This is a genomic window from Nocardia fodinahabitans (assembly GCF_052983615.1).
On the sequence record NZ_JBRJJC010000001.1, the window covers coordinates 4,021,202 to 4,038,634 of the forward strand.

The following is a 17,433-nucleotide window of genomic DNA, read 5'->3' on the forward strand; positions in this document are numbered from 1 at the left end:
TAAGGAGCAGGGCGTGCCGGAAAGCATTACCCCCGAAGACATTCCCGAAGCGCTGGCGAAACTGTCCGCGGCCGGCGCGTCCGCCCCGCGGGCCGGACGCGACCCGGTGAACCAGCCGATGATCAACAACTGGGTCGAGGCGATCGGCGACGTCAACCCGATCTACGTCGACGACGCCGCCGCCAAGGCCGCCGGACACCCCGGCATCGTCGCCCCGCCCGCGATGGCCCAGGTGTGGACGATGACCGGTCTGCACGGCGTGCGGACCGCCGACGACCCGCTCGGCCTGGCCACCCAGCTGCTCGACGACGCGGGCTACACCTCCGTCGTCGGCACCAACTGCGAGCAGACCTATCACCGCTACCTGCGGCCGGGGGAGGAGGTGACCGTCGCCAGCAGGCTCTCGGAGTTCCGGGGCCCCAAGCGCACCGGGCTCGGCGACGGCTGGTTCCTCACCTTCACCACCACCTGGTCGGTCGGTGACGAGGTGGTCACCGAAATGCTGTTCCGCATCCTGAAATTCGTGCCCGCCGCGAAGGAAGCACCGGCGTCCGAGGCGGCCGAGATCGCCGTCGCACCCGCCGAGCGGGTCGGCCCGGTCATCTCCAAGGACACCGAATTCTTCTGGGCCGGTACCGAAATCGGCGAGCTGCGCATCCAGCGCCTGCCCGACGGTTCGCTGCGGCATCCACCGGTCCCCGCCCTGTGGCAGGACAAGGCCGAGACCACCGACTACGTCGTCGCCGCGGGCACCGGCACGGTGTTCAGCTTCGTCGTGCACCACGCGCCGAAGGTGCCCGGCCGTGACCTGCCGTTCGTCGTCGCCCTCGTCGAGCTCGACGAAGGGGTGCGCATGCTCGGAGAGCTCCGTGGCATCGAGCCGGCCGAGGTCGCCGTCGGCGTGCCCGTCCGGGCCGCCTTCGAAAAGCTAGCCGACGGAACAGTTCTGCCCTACTGGGAGGCCGCGCAGTGACCGCCACGACCGAACCCACCGCCGTCGCGGTGGGCGACACGCTACCCGAGCTGGCGATCCACGCCGATCCCACCTTCGTGATCAGCACGGCCCTGGCCACCAGGGATTTCCAGGACGTGCACCACGACCGCGACAAGGCGCACGCGCGCGGGTCCAGCGACATCTTCGTCAACATTCTCACCGACACCGGCCTGGTGCAGCGCTTCGTCACCGACTGGGCCGGGCCGAGCGCCCTGGTGAAGTCGATCGCGCTGCGGCTGGGTGTGCCGCTGTACGCCGGTGACACGCTGACTCTCTCGGGCACCGTCACCGCGGTGTCCGGCGCGCTGGTCACCATCGATGTGCGTGGCCGCGACAGCCTCGGTGAGCACATCACGGCGACCGTGGTGATCGCCCTTCCCTCTCTGGAGAACTCATGACGGGCCTGTCCGGGCATGCCGCCATCGTCGGCATCGGTGCCACCGACTTCTCGAAGGACTCCGGCCGCAGCGAATTGCGGCTGGCCGCCGAGGCGGTCAGCGCGGCACTCGCCGACGCGGGCCTCACGCCCGCCGATGTCGACGGCCTGACCACCTTCACGATGGACACCAACACCCAGGCCGCCGTGGCCAGGGCGGTCGGTATCCCGAGCCTGAAGTTCTTCAGCCACATCGGCTACGGCGGCGGCGCGGCCTGCGCGACCGTGCAGCAGGCCGCCATGGCGGTGGCCACCGGGGTCGCCGACGTGGTGGTCGCCTACCGCGCGTTCAACGAGCGCTCCGGCGCCAGGTTCGGGCAGTTCTCACCCGCGCTGGCGGCCGCGCCGACGTCCTCGGGCATCGACGCGGGCTGGGCCTACCCGCAGGGGCTCGGCACCCCGGCCGCGCAGGTCGCCATGGTCGCGCGCCGGTACATGCACGTCACCGGCGCGACCAGTGCCGACTTCGGCGCCGTCGCGGTGGCCGATCGCAAGCACGCCGCGGTGAACCCGAACGCCTTCTTCTACGGCAAGCCGATCACCCTGGAGCAGCACCAGGATTCGCGCTGGATCGCCGAACCGCTGCACCTGCTCGACTGCTGCCAGGAGTCCGACGGCGGCGTCGCCATCGTGGTCACCAGCGCCGAGCGGGCCCGCGATCTGCCGCAGCGTCCCGCGATCATCGCGGCCGCCGCCCAGGGCAGCGGCGCCGACCAGTACGTGATGACCAGCTACTACCGCGACGCCATGACCGGCTTGCCGGAAATGGGTCTCGTCGGTGACCAGCTGTGGGCCCAGAGCGGGCTGAGCGCGGCCGACATGCAGGCCGCGATCCTCTACGACCACTTCACCCCGTTCGTGCTGATGCAGCTCGAGGAACTGGGCTTCTGCGGTCGTGGCGAGGCCAAGGACTTCATCGCCGACGGCGCCATCGAGATCGGCGGCAGGCTCCCGCTCAACACCCACGGCGGACAGCTCGGCGAGGCCTACATCCACGGCATGAACGGCATCGCCGAGGCGGTCCGCCAGATCCGCGGCACCTCGGTCAACCAGGTCGAGGACCTGGAGCGCATCCTGGTCACCGCGGGCACCGGCGTTCTCACCTCGGGGTTGGTGCTCACTTCGTAGGCTCGACCGGGTGACCCCACGCCACCTGGTCGACGTCCACCTGCTGCTGATCCGCGACGGCGTGCTCCTGCTGAGCCTGCGCCGCAGCGGTGACGAGTACGACCACCGGTGGCATCTGCCGTCGGGAAAACTGGAGATCGGCGAGTCGGTGACGGCCGCCGCCGCACGGGAGGCCGCGGAGGAGGTCGGGGTCGACATCGACCCTGCCACTCTGCGGCTGATCCATGTCGCCCACGTGACCGCGCCCGGCCGCGACGCGCGCCTCGGGCTGTTCTTCCGCGCCGATCGGTGGCAGGGCGAGCCTTTCAATCGGGAACCCGATAAATGCTATGCGGTGCAGTGGTTTACGCCGCACGAACTCCCCGCGGATCTGATCGAGTATTCCGCGCTGGGAATCGCGGCGCTCAATTCTGACGAGCCCTATTCCGAATTCGGCTGGCCGGTTTCCTGATTCTGGTCCGCGCCGAGAAAACAGCGCAGCGGCCGGGCCAGCTGAGCGACGCTGTCCGGCGTGCCCGCGGGTACCCCGGCGCGGACGCCGGCTAACCGGTCGAAGACCAAACCCTCCAGTACCGCGAGGAGGTCACCAGCCGATTCCCGCGGCTCGGCCGCGCCTAGCGCGGTGCACAGCTCGGTCGCCCCGTCCAGGGAGAACAGGCTGCCCGCCAGGCGTTCGTGTAGGTCGGGGTCGGAGAGCACCTCGATGAGCAGCGCGTGCCGGGCGATCAGTTCGTTGCGGCGGTGCGCGAGCAGATGATCGACCCAGGCGGCGATGTCGTGCGCGGGGTCGCCGGCCGGTTCCCGCCGTGCCGCGGCGAAATCCGCGCGTGAGCGGGCGGTGATGCCGTCGGCCACCGCCTCGATCAGCGCGTGTCTGGTGCGGAAGTAGTACGAGGTGGAGCCCAGTGGGAGGCCGAGCCGGGTGTCCAGGGCGCGGTGGGTGAGCGCGCGGATGCCGCTGGTCGCGATGAGGTCGATCGCGCCGGTCACGAGCTGCGCGCGGCGGTCTGTGGACATCGTCACCTTCCCTGGTCGTCGTTTCGCCGTTCCTCTACAAATGTAGAGGACGAGGAGGTCGGCATGACAACAGCAACGGTGGTTCTCGATCCCGCGCAGGTCGCGGCGGCCCACACGCTCGCGGCCCTGCTCGATCGGCACGGCAGGCCGCGCAGGCGCCATCGCGGCGTCTACCTGCACGGCAGGCCCGGTCGCGGCAAAACGATGGTGATGGACCGGTTCCTCGCGAGCGCGGCGCCGGAGCGCAAGCGCCGCTTCCACTTCCACGCCTTCTTCGCCGCGCTGCACGCGGCCGCGCACACGCTCGGCTCCATCGAACGGGCCGTCACCGACCTGCTCGGCGACGCGGATCTGGTGTGTTTCGACGAGTTCCACATCCACGACATCGGCGACGCCATGCTCATCGCCCGCCTGCTCGACACGCTGTTCGCCGAGCGCCGCACCCTGGTCGTCACCTCGAACTACCCGCCGCGCGAGCTGCTGCCGAACCCGCTGTTCCACGACCGGTTCGTGCCGACCATCGACCGCATCCTGGCCCACCTCGACGTCGTCACCCTGGACGGACCGCTGGACTACCGCACCATCGGCGCCCACCGTGACCACGGTTTCGTCGCCGGTCGCTACGTGCTCGACGCGGGCGAGTCCACCGGTGACGGCGTCGATCTCGACCTGGGCGACGGCCGGTGCGTGCGGGCGCGGACCGTCGACGGCGACGCGGTCACCTTCGACTTCGCGCACCTGTGTGGTGCCCCCACCAGCGCCGCCGACTACCTGCGCCTGACCGGCCGATTCCGCCGCTGGACGCTGCGCGCGGTGCCACCGCTGCGCGCGGTGCCGCTCGACTGCTCGATGCGCCTGGTCAACCTCGTCGATGTCCTCTACGACGCCGACCTGCCCTGCACGATCCATGCGCCCGAGCCGGTGATCGCGCTGACGGCGGGCGTCTCGGCGGTCCCCGACCTGGCCAGAACGGCGAGCAGACTCGGTGAGTTGCCCCTGGTCGGCGTGCCGATCGTTCGCGGCGCGTAACAAGTCACAGAATTCGGGGGGACAATAAATGGGGAGGTCATCCAAACTATCGATTTCCTCCCGAGCGAACCACTCGGCGTGTAACTATGTGGCTGTTTTGTGCAGGCTCTGGGGTTTGGTGGTACAGCTGTGATCGGGGTGAGTCAGCCCATTCCGCGGGCGATCGTCGTGATCGCACTGCTTGCCGCTGCGACGATCGCGTTGCGGGGTTACCTCCCCGGTGCCGGACCCGCCGAGTCGAACAGCGCCCCCTCGCCGCTGCTGGTGGCGGTGATGCCGGTGCTGCTGCTGGTGTCCGTCGTGATCTTGGTGGCCGGGGTGATCGCCAGTCAGCATCGCCTCCCGCTGGCCATGCCGCAAGCCGAACGCGAAGCCACACCGCGGTTCCGGTGGCGCAGGCTGGTTCTGCTGGGGCCGATCGTCCTCGCCGTGATCGCGCTGGTCTTCGCGGGCGGCGTCACCGCGCTGTTCCTGCTGCCGGGTGCCCGGCCGATGCGCCCGGCCACCGAAACCCTGCCGGAAGGCTCCGGCCCCGTCCCGACCCCGACCGACGCGCCCGCGCCCGACCCGGGCACCGGCGCCGCCGAACTCACCGGCACCGCGCTCATCATCGCGGCCGTGCTGGCCGTCGTGCTGATCGCGGTGGCACTACTCGGGCTCGTCGTGGTCGCGGTGGCCACCCGCCGCGAACCCGCGCCTGCCGCCCCGGCCCAGCCCGAGGTCACACCGAGCGCGGTCGACTCGCTCACCAGGGCCGCGGAGATGGGCCTGGCCGCGATGAACGCGCCCGGCCAGGACCCACGCACCGCCATCATCGCCTGCTACGTGGCCATGGAGCGTGGTCTGTCCAGCGACCACGCCGCCCGCCCGCAGGCCTCCGACACCCCCATGGAAGTGCTGGCCCGCGCGTTCGAAAGCGGTGTGCTGCACGACGCTTCGGCGCGCGAGCTGGTGGCGCTGTTCGAGGAGGCGCGGTTCAGCCCGCACTCGATGCTCGAATGGCAGCGCATGCGCGCCGAACAGCTGTTGCGCATCGTCCTCTCCGATCTGCAGAGAAGGCTGGTACCGGTATGAGCGATCAGCGCTGGGACGCGCCGGCTCGAGTGACCACGCAGGGCGCCCGGGCACTCCGAATGGAGTCCGCATGACCTCGACCGAATCCGTTGCGGCGGTGAGCCGTTCGGCCATTATCGGGACCGCGATCGTGGTGGTGCTGCTGACCGAAGCCGCGCTGGTGCGGCTGGCCCGCGACACCGTGCTGCTCGCCGTCGCCGTGCCGGTCGCGATCGCGCTGGCCACGCTGCTGTGGTCGCTGCGGCATCGCGTGGTGCGCGAGGAACCGCTGACCGAGTACATCGACAACGGCCCGGCCGAGATGCTCGGCCGCTGGCACGCGCGCGCGGAGATGCTGACCGCCCGTGCCGACGGCACCCGCGCCGACTGGGACCGCCACCTGCGGCCCCTGCTGGCCAAGGAATTCGAGTTGTCGACCGGATTACGGGTAGCCAAGAACCGGCGGGCCACCGAGGCGGCCGGGCAACTGCAGTTCGGTCCCGAACTGTGGCGCTGGGTCGACCCGGCGAATTCCGCATTGCGCGATCAGACCGGTCGCGCACCGGGTAGGGAGGCGCTGGACGAGATCCTGCGCCGATTGCAGACGATGTGAGGGGTTAGAGGCCACCGATGACCATGCCGTTGAACGTGACCGTCCAGCGCTCCGACGCCGTACTGCGTGAGCTGGGCCGAGTCGTGGTCGGCAAGCGAGATGAGTTGCAGCTCATCATGATCGCCGTGCTGTCCGGAGGACATGTCCTCATCGAGGACCTGCCAGGTCTCGGTAAGACGCTGATCGCGCGGTCCTTCGCGGCCGCGCTCGGCCTGGATTTCACCCGCGTGCAGTTCACGCCCGATTTACTGCCCGCCGACCTGCTCGGCTCGACGATCTACGACATGTCGTCGGGCCGGTTCAATTTCCGTCGCGGTCCGGTTTTCACGAATGTTCTGCTCGCCGACGAGATCAACCGCACCCCGCCCAAGACGCAGGCGGCGCTACTGGAGGCGATGGCCGAGGGGCAGGTGAGCATCGATGGCGAAACCTTCCTGCTGCCACAGCCTTTCATCGTGCTCGCCACCGACAACCCGATCGAGTACGAGGGCACCTACCCGCTGCCGGAGGCCCAGCTCGACCGGTTCGCCATCCAGCTGCGGCTGGGGTATCTGTCCGAGCAGGACGAGACGCAGATGATCCGGCGCAGGCTCGAGCGCGGCGCGACGCCGCCGCAGGTCGGCCAGGTCGTCGACGCGCAGGGGTTGATGGAGATGCGCCAGTCGGTCGAGTTCGTCACCGTGCACCCCGATGTCGTGAACTACGTGGTGGCGCTCGCCTCGGCGACGCGCAGCCACCCGCAGGTCGAGGTCGGCGCCAGCCCCCGCGCCGAACTCGATCTGGTGCAGATGTCGCGGGCCCGCGCCCTGCTGCTCGGCCGCGACTATGTGATCCCCGAGGACGTGAAGGCGCTGGCGGTGCCCGCGATGGCGCACCGCATCACCCTGCGTCCGGAGATGTGGGTGCGCCGCATCCGGGGTGAGGACGTCATCGCCGAACTGCTGCGCCGGCTACCGGTGCCCCGCGCCACCAGCACATGAAGCACCGCGACGAATCCAGGACGGTCGAGGTCGACCTGCGCTGGCGGCCCGCCCCGCTGGTGTTCATCCTGGCCGGGTGCGCCGCGGCGGCGCTGGTCGTCGCGGTATTGCGCGGACAATGGCAGCTGGTGGTCTTCGCCGCCCCGATGCTCGGTGTGCTCGCCACCGCGCCGTGGCAGCAGAACCCGACCAGGATCCAGGTCGACGGCAGCGGCACCGTGCGCTGCTTCGAGGGCGAGGTGGTCGGCTGCAACGCCGTCGCCTTCGTCGAGAGCGGGCACGCGCTGCTGCGGATGACGCCGGTGCCGCTGTCCGGTCTCGAGCTCGAGGTGGAGGAGTCGCACGACTCCGGCGGCGCCCCCGCGGGCTTGCAGCTGGCGCTGTCGGCGGTGCGCTGGGGCCGATATCCGGTGCAGGTCAAGGTGTCCGCCTTGAGCCCGGCCGGGCTCGCGGTAGCCACCGTCGAGCTGCCCGCGGCCAAGCTGTACGTGTACCCGATCGCCGATCCACAGCGAATGCGATTGCCGCGCACCGAACTTCCCGATCGGATCGGCACCCATCTGACCCGCAAGCACGGTCCGGGTGTCGAATACGCCGATATCCGCGCCTACGCGCCCGGTGACCAGCTGCGCACGGTCAACTGGCCGGTGAGCGCCCGCCGCGGCAGGCTCTATGTCACCGAACGATTCACCAACCGCTCCGCCGATGTGGTTGTCCTGGTCGACACCTCCCAGCAGGCGCCGGGTCCGGCCACCGCCTCGCTGGAACTGTCGGTGCGCGGTGCGGCGCAGGTGGTGCAGTCCACCCTGCAGGCCGGCGACCGGACGGCGGTGGTGTGCCTGGGCGATACGCCGCGCTGGCTGCGGCCCGATATCGGCCGCAGGCAGTTCTACCGGATCGTCGACACGGTGCTCGGCGTCGGTGACGAGCACGTCGAGACCACCGGCACGCTGGCACCGCACGCCGCGGTGCCGATCGGCGCGATCGTGGTCGCGTTCTCCACCTTGCTCGACACCCAGTTCGCGCTCGCCTTGATCGACCTGCGCAAACGCGGCCACGTGGTGATCGCGGTCGACGTGCTGCGCGGTACCCCGTTCGAGGACGGCCTCGACCCGACCATGGCCAAGATGTGGCAGCTGGAGCGGGCCTCGATGTATCGCGACATGGGCACCGTCGGCGTCGACATCATCGCCTGGCCCGCCGACACCAGGCTCGATCAGGCCATGCGCCTGCTGCCCGACCATCGCCGAACAGTGCGGGTGCGCCGATGACCAGATTCCTCGCCCTGCTCGCCGGCCTGCTGCTGGTGGCCGCCGTCGCGCTGATCAACCCGTTCGCCGGGGTGGCCGCGCTCGCCTTGGTGATCGTGAGCTGGTGGTGGCGGCCCGCCGCCGTCGGCGCGGTACTGGTGGTGATCGCGGCGCTCGCGTTCGCCGATGTCGGGGTGATCGCCGCGGCCGCGACGGGCTTGGTCGCCACCACCTACCTGCTCAACGCGGCCGTGCTGCACGCGCCCGAAGGCGTTGTGCCGACGACGATTCCGTCGGTCGGCGGCGCGGTGCTGTTCACCGTCGCCGCCGCCACCGCGGCCCTGGTCCCGGTGGAGCTGGTGTGGGCGCCGCTGGCCGCGCCGATCCTCATCGTCTTCATCTACGCCCTGCTCGTCGGCGGCCTCACCCTGCGTCCGCCCGCCGGGTAGGTGGGGCTAACCGATCAATGCCCCCAGCCAGTGCTCGGGCTCCAACCAGACCGTGACGTGCTCACCCAGTTGCTCGTGCGCGAAGACCAGATACTGCTCCAGGGCTTCCCCGCTCAGATACCGCGCGGCGATCTCGGCGATCTGCGCGGTGGTCGACGGCTGGACATCGGCTACCGCGCCCTCGACCGACACGTACTTCACTTCGGGCACGACCGTGTCGACCATCAGACCGAATCGCCCGGCCGCGGTGATCGCCTGCATCTTCGCCGACGCGGGCAGGGTGGTGATCCACGGTCGGCCACCGGGTGTGTAGGCGTACCAGATGGGCACGGTCAGCGGTCCCCGATCGGGGAGGCCGACCGACAGCGCGGCCACATGCGGTCGCGCGAGAAACTCTTGCTTTTCCGATGGTGTGAGCGCCATCGTCGGATGATCGCACCGCGCACCGACAAGTCCGGGTGCGCGCAAGCGAATGCCCTGGTGACGGGACCGGCGCAGGCCGTCCCGCCACCAGGGCATTTGCCGGATCAGGCGATCTTCAGTGCGATCTCGCCGAGCACCGGCGCGTCCTCGCGTTCGACCACGGTGGCGGCGCCGATCAGCTCGTCGCCCTCGCGCCACACCTTGATCCGCAGCGTCTCGCCCGGGTACAGCACCCCGGCGAACTTGGCCCGGAAGCCGCCGACCCGGCTCGCGTCACCGTCGAGCAGGCCGTCGGTGAGCGCCTTGCAGACCACGCCGTAGGTGCACAGGCCGTGCAGGATCGGCGCGGGGAAACCGGCGCCCTTGGCGAACTCCGGATCCGAGTGCAGCGGGTTGCGGTCACCGCAGAGCCGGTAGAGCAGGGCCTGCTGCGGCAGCGTCGGGGCGATGAGCTCCGCGTCGGGCGCCCGATCCGGCAGCGCGGCCTTGGCGCTCGGGCCACGCTCGCCGCCGAAACCGCCCTCGCCCCTGGCGAAGATCGAGGACCGGACGGTCCACAGCGGTTCGCCGTCGGAGCCGACCACGGTGTTCTCCTGGACGATCACCGCGTTGGCGCCCTTGTCCCAGATCTCGCTGATCCGGCCGGTGCTGGTCGCCTTGCCGCTGGCCGGAATCGGCTTGTGCACCACCACTTCCTGGTGTCCGTGCACGACCTTGGCCAGGTCGATCTCGATGCCGGGGAAGCTGACGCGCGGCGCCTCGGTCTCACGCAGGGTCGGGGCGACCGTCGCGAACGTGGGCAGCACCTGGGGCGCCTGGTCGTCGAGATAGGTCAGCTCGACCGGGTCCGTCGGGTGCGCGCCCGCGCCGAGGCCGAGGTGGTAGAGCTGCACGTCGGTGGGCGTCCAGCTGAACTCCCGCGCAGGCGTCGGCGCGCCGAGCGCGGTCTGGAGGTCGATGGGCATGGTGCTTACTCCTGCGTGGTCGGGGTCTGTGCGTGCGTCACGCGGTGGCCTTGGCCTTCTCGGCGATGTCGAGCACCGCGAGGTAGGCGAAGGTGATCGCGGGGCCGATGGTCGCGCCGGGGCCGGCGTAGGTGTGGCCCATCACCGGCGCGCTGGTGTTGCCCGCGGCGTAGAGGCCGTCGATCACCGAATCGTCTTCGCGCAGTACGCGACCGACGGTGTCGGTGACCAGGCCACCCTTGGTGCCGAGGTCGCCGGGGACCATCTTGGCCGCGTAGAACGGGCCCTGCGAGATCTCGGCCAGGCACGGGTTGGGCTTGACGGTGGGGTCGCCGTAGTAGCGGTCGTAGTGGCTGTTGCCGCGACCGAAGTCGTCGTCCTTGCCCGCGGTGGCGAAGCCGTTGAACCGGGTGACCGTCGCGCTGAGGCTGTCGGCGGGCACGCCGATGCGCCCGGCCAGTTCCTCGATGGTGTCGGCCTTGACGATGTAGTCGTTCTCCAGCCAGCGCGAGGGGAAGCGCTGACCCGGCTGCAGCCCGGCGAAGATGTAGCGGTTGCGGTAGCGCTGGTCGAACACCAGCCAGGCCGGGATGTTCTCGCCCGGGCCCGCGCCCTGACCGTACTCACCGCCGTACATGGTGTGCACCGCCTCGACATACGGCGCCGACTCGTTGCCGAACCGCTCGCCCCGGTCGTTGACCATGATGGTGCCGGGCAGGTTGCGCTCGGCGAGGGCGAACCAGGGCTTGCCGCCCTTGAAGATGGTCGGACCCCACCAGGCGTCCTCCATGAATCCGACGGTCGCTCCCGCTGCCATACCCGCGACGATGCCATCGCCGGTGTTGGCCGCGGCGCCCGTTGTCCACTCAGTGGTGATCGGCTGTCGCTGGTACTTGGCGCGCATGTCGGCGTTGTGCTCGAACCCGCCGCTGCCAAGGACCACGCCGTAGCGCGCGTTGAAGGTGACCGACTCGCCGTCGACAGTGGCCTTGACCCCGGTGACCTTGCCGTCGGTGACCACCAGATCGGTGAGCGGGGTGTTGAGCAGCACCGGAACGCCCGCGTCGAGCAGGCCCTTGCGCATGGCGGCGATGATCGCCTGGCCCATGCCGAGCAGGTGCTTGCCGGTGAACTTGGCCAGGTAGGTGCGGGCGCCGACGCGCAGTGCCCGCATCATGCCCTTGGGGTGGCGCTTGATCAGGTTGAGTCGCACGAAGTCGGCCTGCATGACGACCACGTTCAGCGGAGCCTTGGCGTAGGGCGGTTCCAGGTTGGCCAGTTCGGCGCCGAGCACCTTGCCGTTGAACGGCGTCGGCTCGCACGAACGGCCCTGGCTGAGGCCGCCGGGAGCCTCCGGGTAGTAGTCGGAGTAGCCGGGAACCCACTTCATCTTCAGCGGGGTGTGATCGAGGACGAAGTCGAACGCCTCGGCGCCGCGATCGAGGTAGGTGTCGATCTTCTCGGCGGGCACCACGTCGCCGATGATGCTGTGCAGGTAGGTACGCGCATCCTCGCGGTCGTCGGGGCGGCCGGAGGCCTTCAGCGCCTTGTTGCCCGGAATCCAGACGCCACCGCCGGATCGGGCTGTCGACCCGCCGTAGTGCGCGGCCTTCTCCAGCAGCACAACGCTCAGTCCCTTGTGGGCCGCGGCGAGGGCGGCGGTCATCCCGGCGGCGCCGCTACCGACGACCACCACATCGTAATCCCGATCACTCATGTGCAACACGTTATAGAAGCGGTTGGCGGTTTCACAGTCCAAACTGGAACTTGTTCCAGTCGACTCGGCGTTTCCCCTACACATACTGGAACGTGTTATAGAAATCACCTGAGGTGGCATTGTATTGTCAGGTGAACGGGCGACGGTCGTCCGGGAAACCCGTTACAGTTTTGGGGTCTGGAGACCTCGCTGTGCGGCCTGGTCCGACCGACGTATCGCCCAACCATTGACCGTGCTGCCAAGGAGGTCCGCGTGCTGCCTGACGCGGTACGAACTCAACTCGCCGACGAACTGGCCCGTGCCGAAGACGATCGGGTCGCCGTGTCGCCGCTCGTCGACCGGTTCCCCGACATCGATGTGGTCGACGCCTACGAGATCCAGCTGCTCAATATCCGGCGCCGGCTGGACGACGGCGCGAAGATCGTCGGCCACAAAGTGGGGCTGTCGTCGAAGGCCATGCAGGAGATGATGGGCGTCGACGAACCCGACTACGGTCACCTGCTCGCCGAGATGGAGGTCTTCGAGGACGTTCCCGTCGACACCTCCAAGTACCTGCTGCCGCGGGTCGAGGTCGAGGTCGGGTTCGTGCTCGGCGCCGACCTGCCCGGCGAGGACTGCACCGAGGCCGACGTGCTGGCCGCGACCGTCGCCTACGCGCCCTCGATCGAACTCATCGATTCGCGCATCAAGGACTGGAAGATCGGCCTGGCCGACACCATCTCCGACAACGCCTCCTCCGCCGGTTTCGTGCTCGGCAAGGAGCGCGTCGCGCCCGGCGACATCGACATCACCGCCATCGATGCCGTGCTCACCCGCAACGGCGAGGTCATCGCCGAGGGCCGAAGCGACGCGGTGCTGGGTGATCCGGTGATCGCCGTCGCGTGGCTGGCGCGCAAGGTCGCGACCTTCGGCGTGCGGTTGAAGAAGGGCGACATCGTGTTGCCCGGTTCCTGCACCCGCGCCATCGACGCCCGCCCCGGTGACGACTTCCTCGCCGAGTTCACCGGACTCGGTTCCGTCCGTTTGCGTTTCAGCTGAACCAGACTTCCCAAGGAGTACACCGTGACCAGCAAAGTCACCGCCGCGATCGTGGGGTCCGGCAACATCAGCACCGACCTGCTCTACAAGCTGCTGCGCTCGGACAAGATCGAGCCGCGCTGGATGATCGGCATCGACCCGGACTCGGAAGGACTGAAGCGGGCACGCGGGCTCGGTCTGGAAACCTCCGCCGAGGGCGCGGACTGGCTGCTCGCCCTCGACGAGAAGCCCGACCTGCTGTTCGAAGCCACCTCCGCCTACGTGCACCGCGCCTACGCGCCGAAATACGAAGCCGCCGGCATCCGTGCCGTGGACCTCACCCCGGCCGCGGTCGGCCCGGCCGTGATCCCCCCGGTGAACCTGGACTCGCTGCGCGACGCGGCCAACGTCAACATGATCACCTGCGGTGGCCAGGCCACCATTCCCATGGTCGCCGCGGTCTCGCGCGTCGTGCCGGTCGCCTACGCCGAGATCGTGGCGTCGGTGTCCTCGGTCTCGGCCGGTCCGGGCACGCGCGCCAACATCGACGAATTCACCAAGACCACCTCCAAAGGCGTCGAGACCATCGGCGGCGCGCAGCGGGGCAAGGCCATCATCATCCTGAACCCGGCCGAGCCGCCGATGATCATGCGCGACACCATCTTCTGCGCCATCCCCGAAGACGCCGACCGCGACGCCATCGCCGAGAGCATCTTCGCCATGGAGAAGTCGATCCAGGAATACGTGCCCGGCTACCGGCTGCTCAACGACCCGCAGTTCGACGACCCCTCGGTGATCTCCGGTGGCATGGCGAAGGTGTCGATCTTCGTCGAGGTCGAGGGTGCGGGCGACTTCCTGCCGCCGTATGCGGGCAATCTCGACATCATGACCGCCGCCGCCACCCGCGTGGGTGACGTGCTGGCCGACCAGATCATCTCGGCTCGGGTGTAAGGAGATTCGACCATGAGCAATATCCTGAAGCCCTTCTCGGGCGAACTCGATGTGCGTGTCACCGACACCTCGCTGCGTGACGGTTCGCATCACAAGCGGCACCAGTTCACCGTGGCGGAGGTGCGCGATATTGTTGCCGCCCTGGATAATTCGGGTGTTCCGGTTATCGAGGTGACACACGGTGACGGTCTCGGCGGGTCCTCGTTCAACTACGGTTTCTCGAAAACCCCTGAGCAGGAGCTGATCAAGGCCGCCGCCGAGACGGCCAAGCAGGCCAAGATCGCCTTCCTGATGCTGCCGGGCGTCGGCGTCAAGGAAGACATCAAGATCTCCCAGGACAACGGCGCGTCCATCTGCCGTATCGCGACCCACTGCACCGAGGCCGACGTCTCCATCCAGCACTTCGGACTCGCGCGCGAACTCGGCCTGGAGACCGTCGGATTCCTGATGATGGCCCACTCCACCACGCCGGAGAACCTGGCCAAGCAGGCCCGCGTCATGGCCGACGCGGGCTGCCAGTGCGTCTACGTCGTCGACTCGGCCGGCGCCCTTGTCCTCGAGCAGGTCTCGGACCGCGTCTCGGCGCTGGTCGCCGAACTCGGCGACGACGCCCAGGTCGGCTTCCACGGCCACGAGAACCTCGGCCTCGCTGTGGCGAACTCGGTCTACGCCGTGCGCGCGGGCGCCACCCAGATCGACGGCTCGGCCCGCCGCTTCGGCGCGGGCGCCGGCAACCTGCCGGTCGAAGCCTTCATCGGCGTCTGCGACAAACTCGGCATCAAGACCGGCGTCGACTTCTTCGCCGTCACCGACGCCGCCGAAGACGTCGTCCGCCCGGCCATGCCCTCGGAATGCCTCCTCGACCGCCAAGCCCTGATGATGGGCTACGCGGGCGTCTACTCCAGCTTCCTGCGCCACGCCGAACGCCAAGCCGAACGCTACGGCGTCTCCGCCGCCGAAATGCTCGTCCGCGCAGGCAAGCGCAAGCTCGTCGGCGGCCAGGAAGACCAGCTCATCGACATCGCCCTGGAACTCCAGCGCGAAGCCACCGCCTCGGCCTGACCCCCACACCCCTGACGGCGTGACCCGGCACCCGGGTCACGCCGTTCGGCGTTTCCGTACCGTCCGTCACCGCGTGAGCGCACCGGCGGCAGGGTAGTGGTCTCCGCCGACGAAGTATGCATGGCCGTCGGCGACCACCTCGGTGCCTGCACGAACGATCACGCGCGCGAAGTCCTCGACAGCGGGCAACAGGCCTGCCGCTCGACGGGACTCGACACTGCCCGGGTCCGCGCGATGGGGCGCGACGGCAACGGCCGAATCCCCTGGCGCCCCACTCGCTAGCTCCGCTGGACGATTGATCACCACGCTGTGGTGTGAGCATCGGTCGAGAGCGGCCCGCCAGCAGATCGTGGTGATCAACTGTCCAGCGGAGTTGGCGGGGGAGTGGGGCCACGGGGGTCGTGTTTTGTCGGTTCGGTGGGGCATCATGCCTGGCCATGGGGGAATTCGAGGGGGCTTTTGTCGGGTCGTGGGCGGTTGCCGCTGGGGTGGTGACGCGGTGGCAATTGCGGCACGACTTCGATCGGGTCGCGCAGGACGTTTATGTTCCGCGGGGACATCGACTCGATGCGGTGGGGCGAGCCAGGGCAGCGGTGCATTGGACCAAAGGGGCTGGTGTGCTTGTCGGGTATTCGGCTGCCGCGATGTTCGGAAGCAAATGGATCGGTGCGGAGCTGCCCGCCGAGATCGCGGTACCGACCTATCGCCGACCACCGGAGTGGATCAGCACTCGCCAAGCTCGGATAGCCGAGCACGAACGATGCGTCGTCGACGGTTTCCCGGTGACTACGCCGAAACGGACAGCCTTCGACCTTGCCCGGGGGCTTCCCACGCGCAGTGCGGTACCGGTACTCGACGCCCTGTGCCGCGCAACGAAACTCACCCCTGACGCTGTCATTTCCTTCGCGGCCGGACACCTGGGTGAGCGTGGTTCCGCGCAGGTGCGCAGGGTGATGCCGCTGGTCGACCCGGGCGCCGAATCACCCCCGGAGTCACTCACCAGATTGTTGATCGTGCACAGCGGCCTCCCGGCACCCACCACCCAGATCGTGGTCCGCGACAGCGGCGGTGGATTCCTCGCCCGCCTGGACATGGGCTGGCGTCGATGGCGCGTCGCCGTCGAATACGACGGCGCCCACCACTGGACCGACCCGACCCAGCGCACGAAAGACATCGACCGATCCGCGATCCTCGCCGAACACGGCTGGCAGATCATCCGAGTCGGCGCAAACCTCCTCAACCGCCGCCCCCACATCATCCTCAACCGCATCCACTCGGCCCTCACCGCCAGCGGCGCTCGTCTGAACAGTTGATCACCACGCTGTGGTGGCGGCATCGGCCGAGACCAGCCCGCCACCAGAGCGTGGTGATCTTGGTTCAGGGCGGGGGTAGGAGCCAGGTGGGGAGGGCGCGGGGGAAGTCGGCGGGGTGGTTGGCTGCTGTCCAGAGGCAGAAGGGGACGGTGTCGGCGGCCGATGCCTGTGCGCCGTTGCCGAGTTCGGTGGCTGCGAGGTGTGGGTCGGTGGTGGTCAGGAGTTTCGCGGCGTAGCGAATCCCTCGGCGGACGGTGCTGTCCGGGGTGTGCTCGATGACCTGGTCCAGCCATTCCTCGGCGGACGAGAAGGTGGCTGCGGTTGCCGCGGCGACAGCGACGGCGATCGCTCCCGCGATTCCGTCGGGATGGGTGTGGGTGACCTCCGCGGAAGCGGTCGCCTCGGCGATCACGCGGTCGAGGTCGTCGGCGAAATACGCGCCGAGTGGGGCGATCCGCATGGCGGCTCCGTTGCCCCATGACCCCTGCCCGTTGCGGGCTTGGGGCGCGAGGTCGCGCCAGGTGCCGCGGTCGGCACGGAGGAGGCGAAGGATGCGGTTGGTTCCCGGGCCGTATCGCCGGTAGATGTTGTAGTGAGTGGCGAAAGAAGCGGCCAGGGCATCTTGGTCGATACGCTCGAATCGCGCGAGCACGTCGACGATCGAGCAGGCCATCTCGGTATCGTCGGTCCACAACCAGGGGCCGGTGGGCAGCGGGGCGGTCAGCGCAGCGGAATCGGCCGTCCAGCAGGCGCCGAACGCGTCTCCGACGGCCAGGCCACGCAAAGAGTCCTGAGCCCTCCTCAGGCGTACCGGAGTCATCGGTGGTGGTTGGTCGAAATGCTGATCGCCGCCGTCGTCGAGGGTGGGTAGTGCTGTCGGGCAGCATATTCCGAATTGTGCTGTCGCGGATGAAGAAGCCGCGCGCCGCGCGCGATCTCGGCAGTGCGAACCGGGCACCACACGCGTCACGCGGCTGCCTGCGTGCTCGCGAAATTCGGTGGACAGGGGCGATATAAGTGGGTCATGGGTGAAACT

19 protein-coding genes are annotated in these 17,433 nt (G+C 69.0%); 14 read left to right on the top strand and 5 right to left on the bottom strand.

The genetic code is table 11. From position 1 onward, the window contains the following. Positions 1 to 13 precede the first annotated feature (13 nt). The 4 genes from NV348_RS18725 to NV348_RS18740 are packed head-to-tail and all read left to right on the top strand — an operon-like array spanning position 14 to position 3,009. The gene (locus NV348_RS18725; RefSeq protein WP_447148044.1) at positions 14 to 973 is read left to right on the top strand and encodes a bifunctional MaoC family dehydratase N-terminal/OB-fold nucleic acid binding domain-containing protein; all 960 of its coding nucleotides are present in this window, start codon (positions 14 to 16) and stop codon (positions 971 to 973) included. Further along, entirely contained in the window at positions 970 to 1,392 is a 423-nt protein-coding gene (locus NV348_RS18730) for a MaoC family dehydratase (protein WP_447148045.1), read from the top strand. The genes NV348_RS18725 and NV348_RS18730 overlap by 4 nt, the downstream gene beginning before the upstream one ends. After that, positions 1,389 to 2,558, top strand: a complete 1,170-nt coding sequence (locus NV348_RS18735; RefSeq protein WP_447148046.1) for a lipid-transfer protein — start codon at positions 1,389 to 1,391, stop codon at positions 2,556 to 2,558. Before NV348_RS18730 ends, NV348_RS18735 begins: the two co-directional genes overlap by 4 nt. A gap of 10 nt (positions 2,559 to 2,568) precedes the next feature. Continuing rightward, on the top strand, positions 2,569 to 3,009 hold the full coding sequence (locus tag NV348_RS18740) for an NUDIX domain-containing protein (RefSeq protein WP_447148047.1): 441 nt from the start codon (positions 2,569 to 2,571) through the stop codon (positions 3,007 to 3,009). Here NV348_RS18740 and NV348_RS18745 read toward each other — a convergent pair. Then, positions 2,979 to 3,575 (bottom strand): TetR/AcrR family transcriptional regulator, encoded by a 597-nt coding sequence (locus NV348_RS18745; RefSeq protein WP_447148048.1) that lies wholly within the window; start codon positions 3,573 to 3,575, stop codon positions 2,979 to 2,981. The genes NV348_RS18740 and NV348_RS18745 overlap by 31 nt on opposite strands. A gap of 63 nt (positions 3,576 to 3,638) precedes the next feature. Between NV348_RS18745 and zapE the strand changes: the two genes are divergently transcribed. From zapE to NV348_RS18775, 6 genes are all read left to right on the top strand, one after another. After that, the gene (gene zapE, locus NV348_RS18750; RefSeq protein WP_447148049.1) at positions 3,639 to 4,604 is read left to right on the top strand and encodes a cell division protein ZapE; all 966 of its coding nucleotides are present in this window, start codon (positions 3,639 to 3,641) and stop codon (positions 4,602 to 4,604) included. Between the two features lie 138 nt (positions 4,605 to 4,742). After that, complete coding sequence (locus tag NV348_RS18755) at positions 4,743 to 5,678, top strand: DUF4129 domain-containing protein (protein WP_447148050.1); 936 nt, start codon at positions 4,743 to 4,745, stop codon at positions 5,676 to 5,678. Between the two features lie 70 nt (positions 5,679 to 5,748). Beyond that, complete coding sequence (locus NV348_RS18760; RefSeq protein ID WP_447148051.1) at positions 5,749 to 6,270, top strand: hypothetical protein; 522 nt, start codon at positions 5,749 to 5,751, stop codon at positions 6,268 to 6,270. Positions 6,271 to 6,287: 17 nt separating this feature from the next. Continuing rightward, positions 6,288 to 7,250, top strand: coding sequence for an AAA family ATPase (locus tag NV348_RS18765; RefSeq protein WP_218720579.1), 963 nt, complete (start codon positions 6,288 to 6,290; stop codon positions 7,248 to 7,250). After that, positions 7,247 to 8,521 (top strand): DUF58 domain-containing protein, encoded by a 1,275-nt coding sequence (locus NV348_RS18770; protein WP_447148052.1) that lies wholly within the window; start codon positions 7,247 to 7,249, stop codon positions 8,519 to 8,521. Before NV348_RS18765 ends, NV348_RS18770 begins: the two co-directional genes overlap by 4 nt. After that, complete coding sequence (locus tag NV348_RS18775) at positions 8,518 to 8,949, top strand: hypothetical protein (RefSeq protein WP_447148053.1); 432 nt, start codon at positions 8,518 to 8,520, stop codon at positions 8,947 to 8,949. Before NV348_RS18770 ends, NV348_RS18775 begins: the two co-directional genes overlap by 4 nt. Before the next feature lie 6 nt (positions 8,950 to 8,955). Here NV348_RS18775 and NV348_RS18780 read toward each other — a convergent pair whose 3' ends face one another. The 3 genes from NV348_RS18780 to kstD form a co-directional block, all read right to left on the bottom strand. Further along, on the bottom strand, positions 8,956 to 9,372 hold the full coding sequence (locus tag NV348_RS18780; protein WP_447148054.1) for a pyridoxamine 5'-phosphate oxidase family protein: 417 nt from the start codon (positions 9,370 to 9,372) through the stop codon (positions 8,956 to 8,958). A 104-nt stretch (positions 9,373 to 9,476) separates the two neighbouring features. After that, positions 9,477 to 10,337: an enoyl-CoA hydratase ChsH3 gene (locus NV348_RS18785; RefSeq protein ID WP_447148055.1), complete on the bottom strand. Its 861-nt coding sequence runs from the start codon at positions 10,335 to 10,337 to the stop codon at positions 9,477 to 9,479. Positions 10,338 to 10,374: 37 nt separating this feature from the next. Continuing rightward, positions 10,375 to 12,054, bottom strand: a complete 1,680-nt coding sequence (gene kstD, locus NV348_RS18790; protein ID WP_447148056.1) for a 3-oxosteroid 1-dehydrogenase — start codon at positions 12,052 to 12,054, stop codon at positions 10,375 to 10,377. 252 nt (positions 12,055 to 12,306) lie between these two features. Here kstD and NV348_RS18795 point away from each other — a divergent pair, with 252 nt between their 5' ends. The 4 genes from NV348_RS18795 to NV348_RS18810 all read left to right on the top strand — a co-directional run bounded on the left by NV348_RS18795 (position 12,307) and on the right by NV348_RS18810 (position 16,397). After that, positions 12,307 to 13,092 (top strand): 2-keto-4-pentenoate hydratase, encoded by a 786-nt coding sequence (locus tag NV348_RS18795; RefSeq protein ID WP_447148057.1) that lies wholly within the window; start codon positions 12,307 to 12,309, stop codon positions 13,090 to 13,092. A gap of 24 nt (positions 13,093 to 13,116) precedes the next feature. Next, positions 13,117 to 14,022, top strand: a complete 906-nt coding sequence (locus NV348_RS18800) for an acetaldehyde dehydrogenase (acetylating) (RefSeq protein WP_447148058.1) — start codon at positions 13,117 to 13,119, stop codon at positions 14,020 to 14,022. Positions 14,023 to 14,034: 12 nt separating this feature from the next. Further along, positions 14,035 to 15,084, top strand: a complete 1,050-nt coding sequence (dmpG, locus tag NV348_RS18805) for a 4-hydroxy-2-oxovalerate aldolase (protein ID WP_447148059.1) — start codon at positions 14,035 to 14,037, stop codon at positions 15,082 to 15,084. A 644-nt stretch (positions 15,085 to 15,728) separates the two neighbouring features. Then, the gene (locus tag NV348_RS18810) at positions 15,729 to 16,397 is read left to right on the top strand and encodes an endonuclease domain-containing protein (protein WP_447148060.1); all 669 of its coding nucleotides are present in this window, start codon (positions 15,729 to 15,731) and stop codon (positions 16,395 to 16,397) included. Positions 16,398 to 16,461: 64 nt separating this feature from the next. Here NV348_RS18810 and NV348_RS18815 read toward each other — a convergent pair whose 3' ends face one another. Further along, positions 16,462 to 17,217: an ADP-ribosylglycohydrolase family protein gene (locus NV348_RS18815; protein WP_495885072.1), complete on the bottom strand. Its 756-nt coding sequence runs from the start codon at positions 17,215 to 17,217 to the stop codon at positions 16,462 to 16,464. Between the last annotated feature and the right edge of the window lie 216 nt (positions 17,218 to 17,433).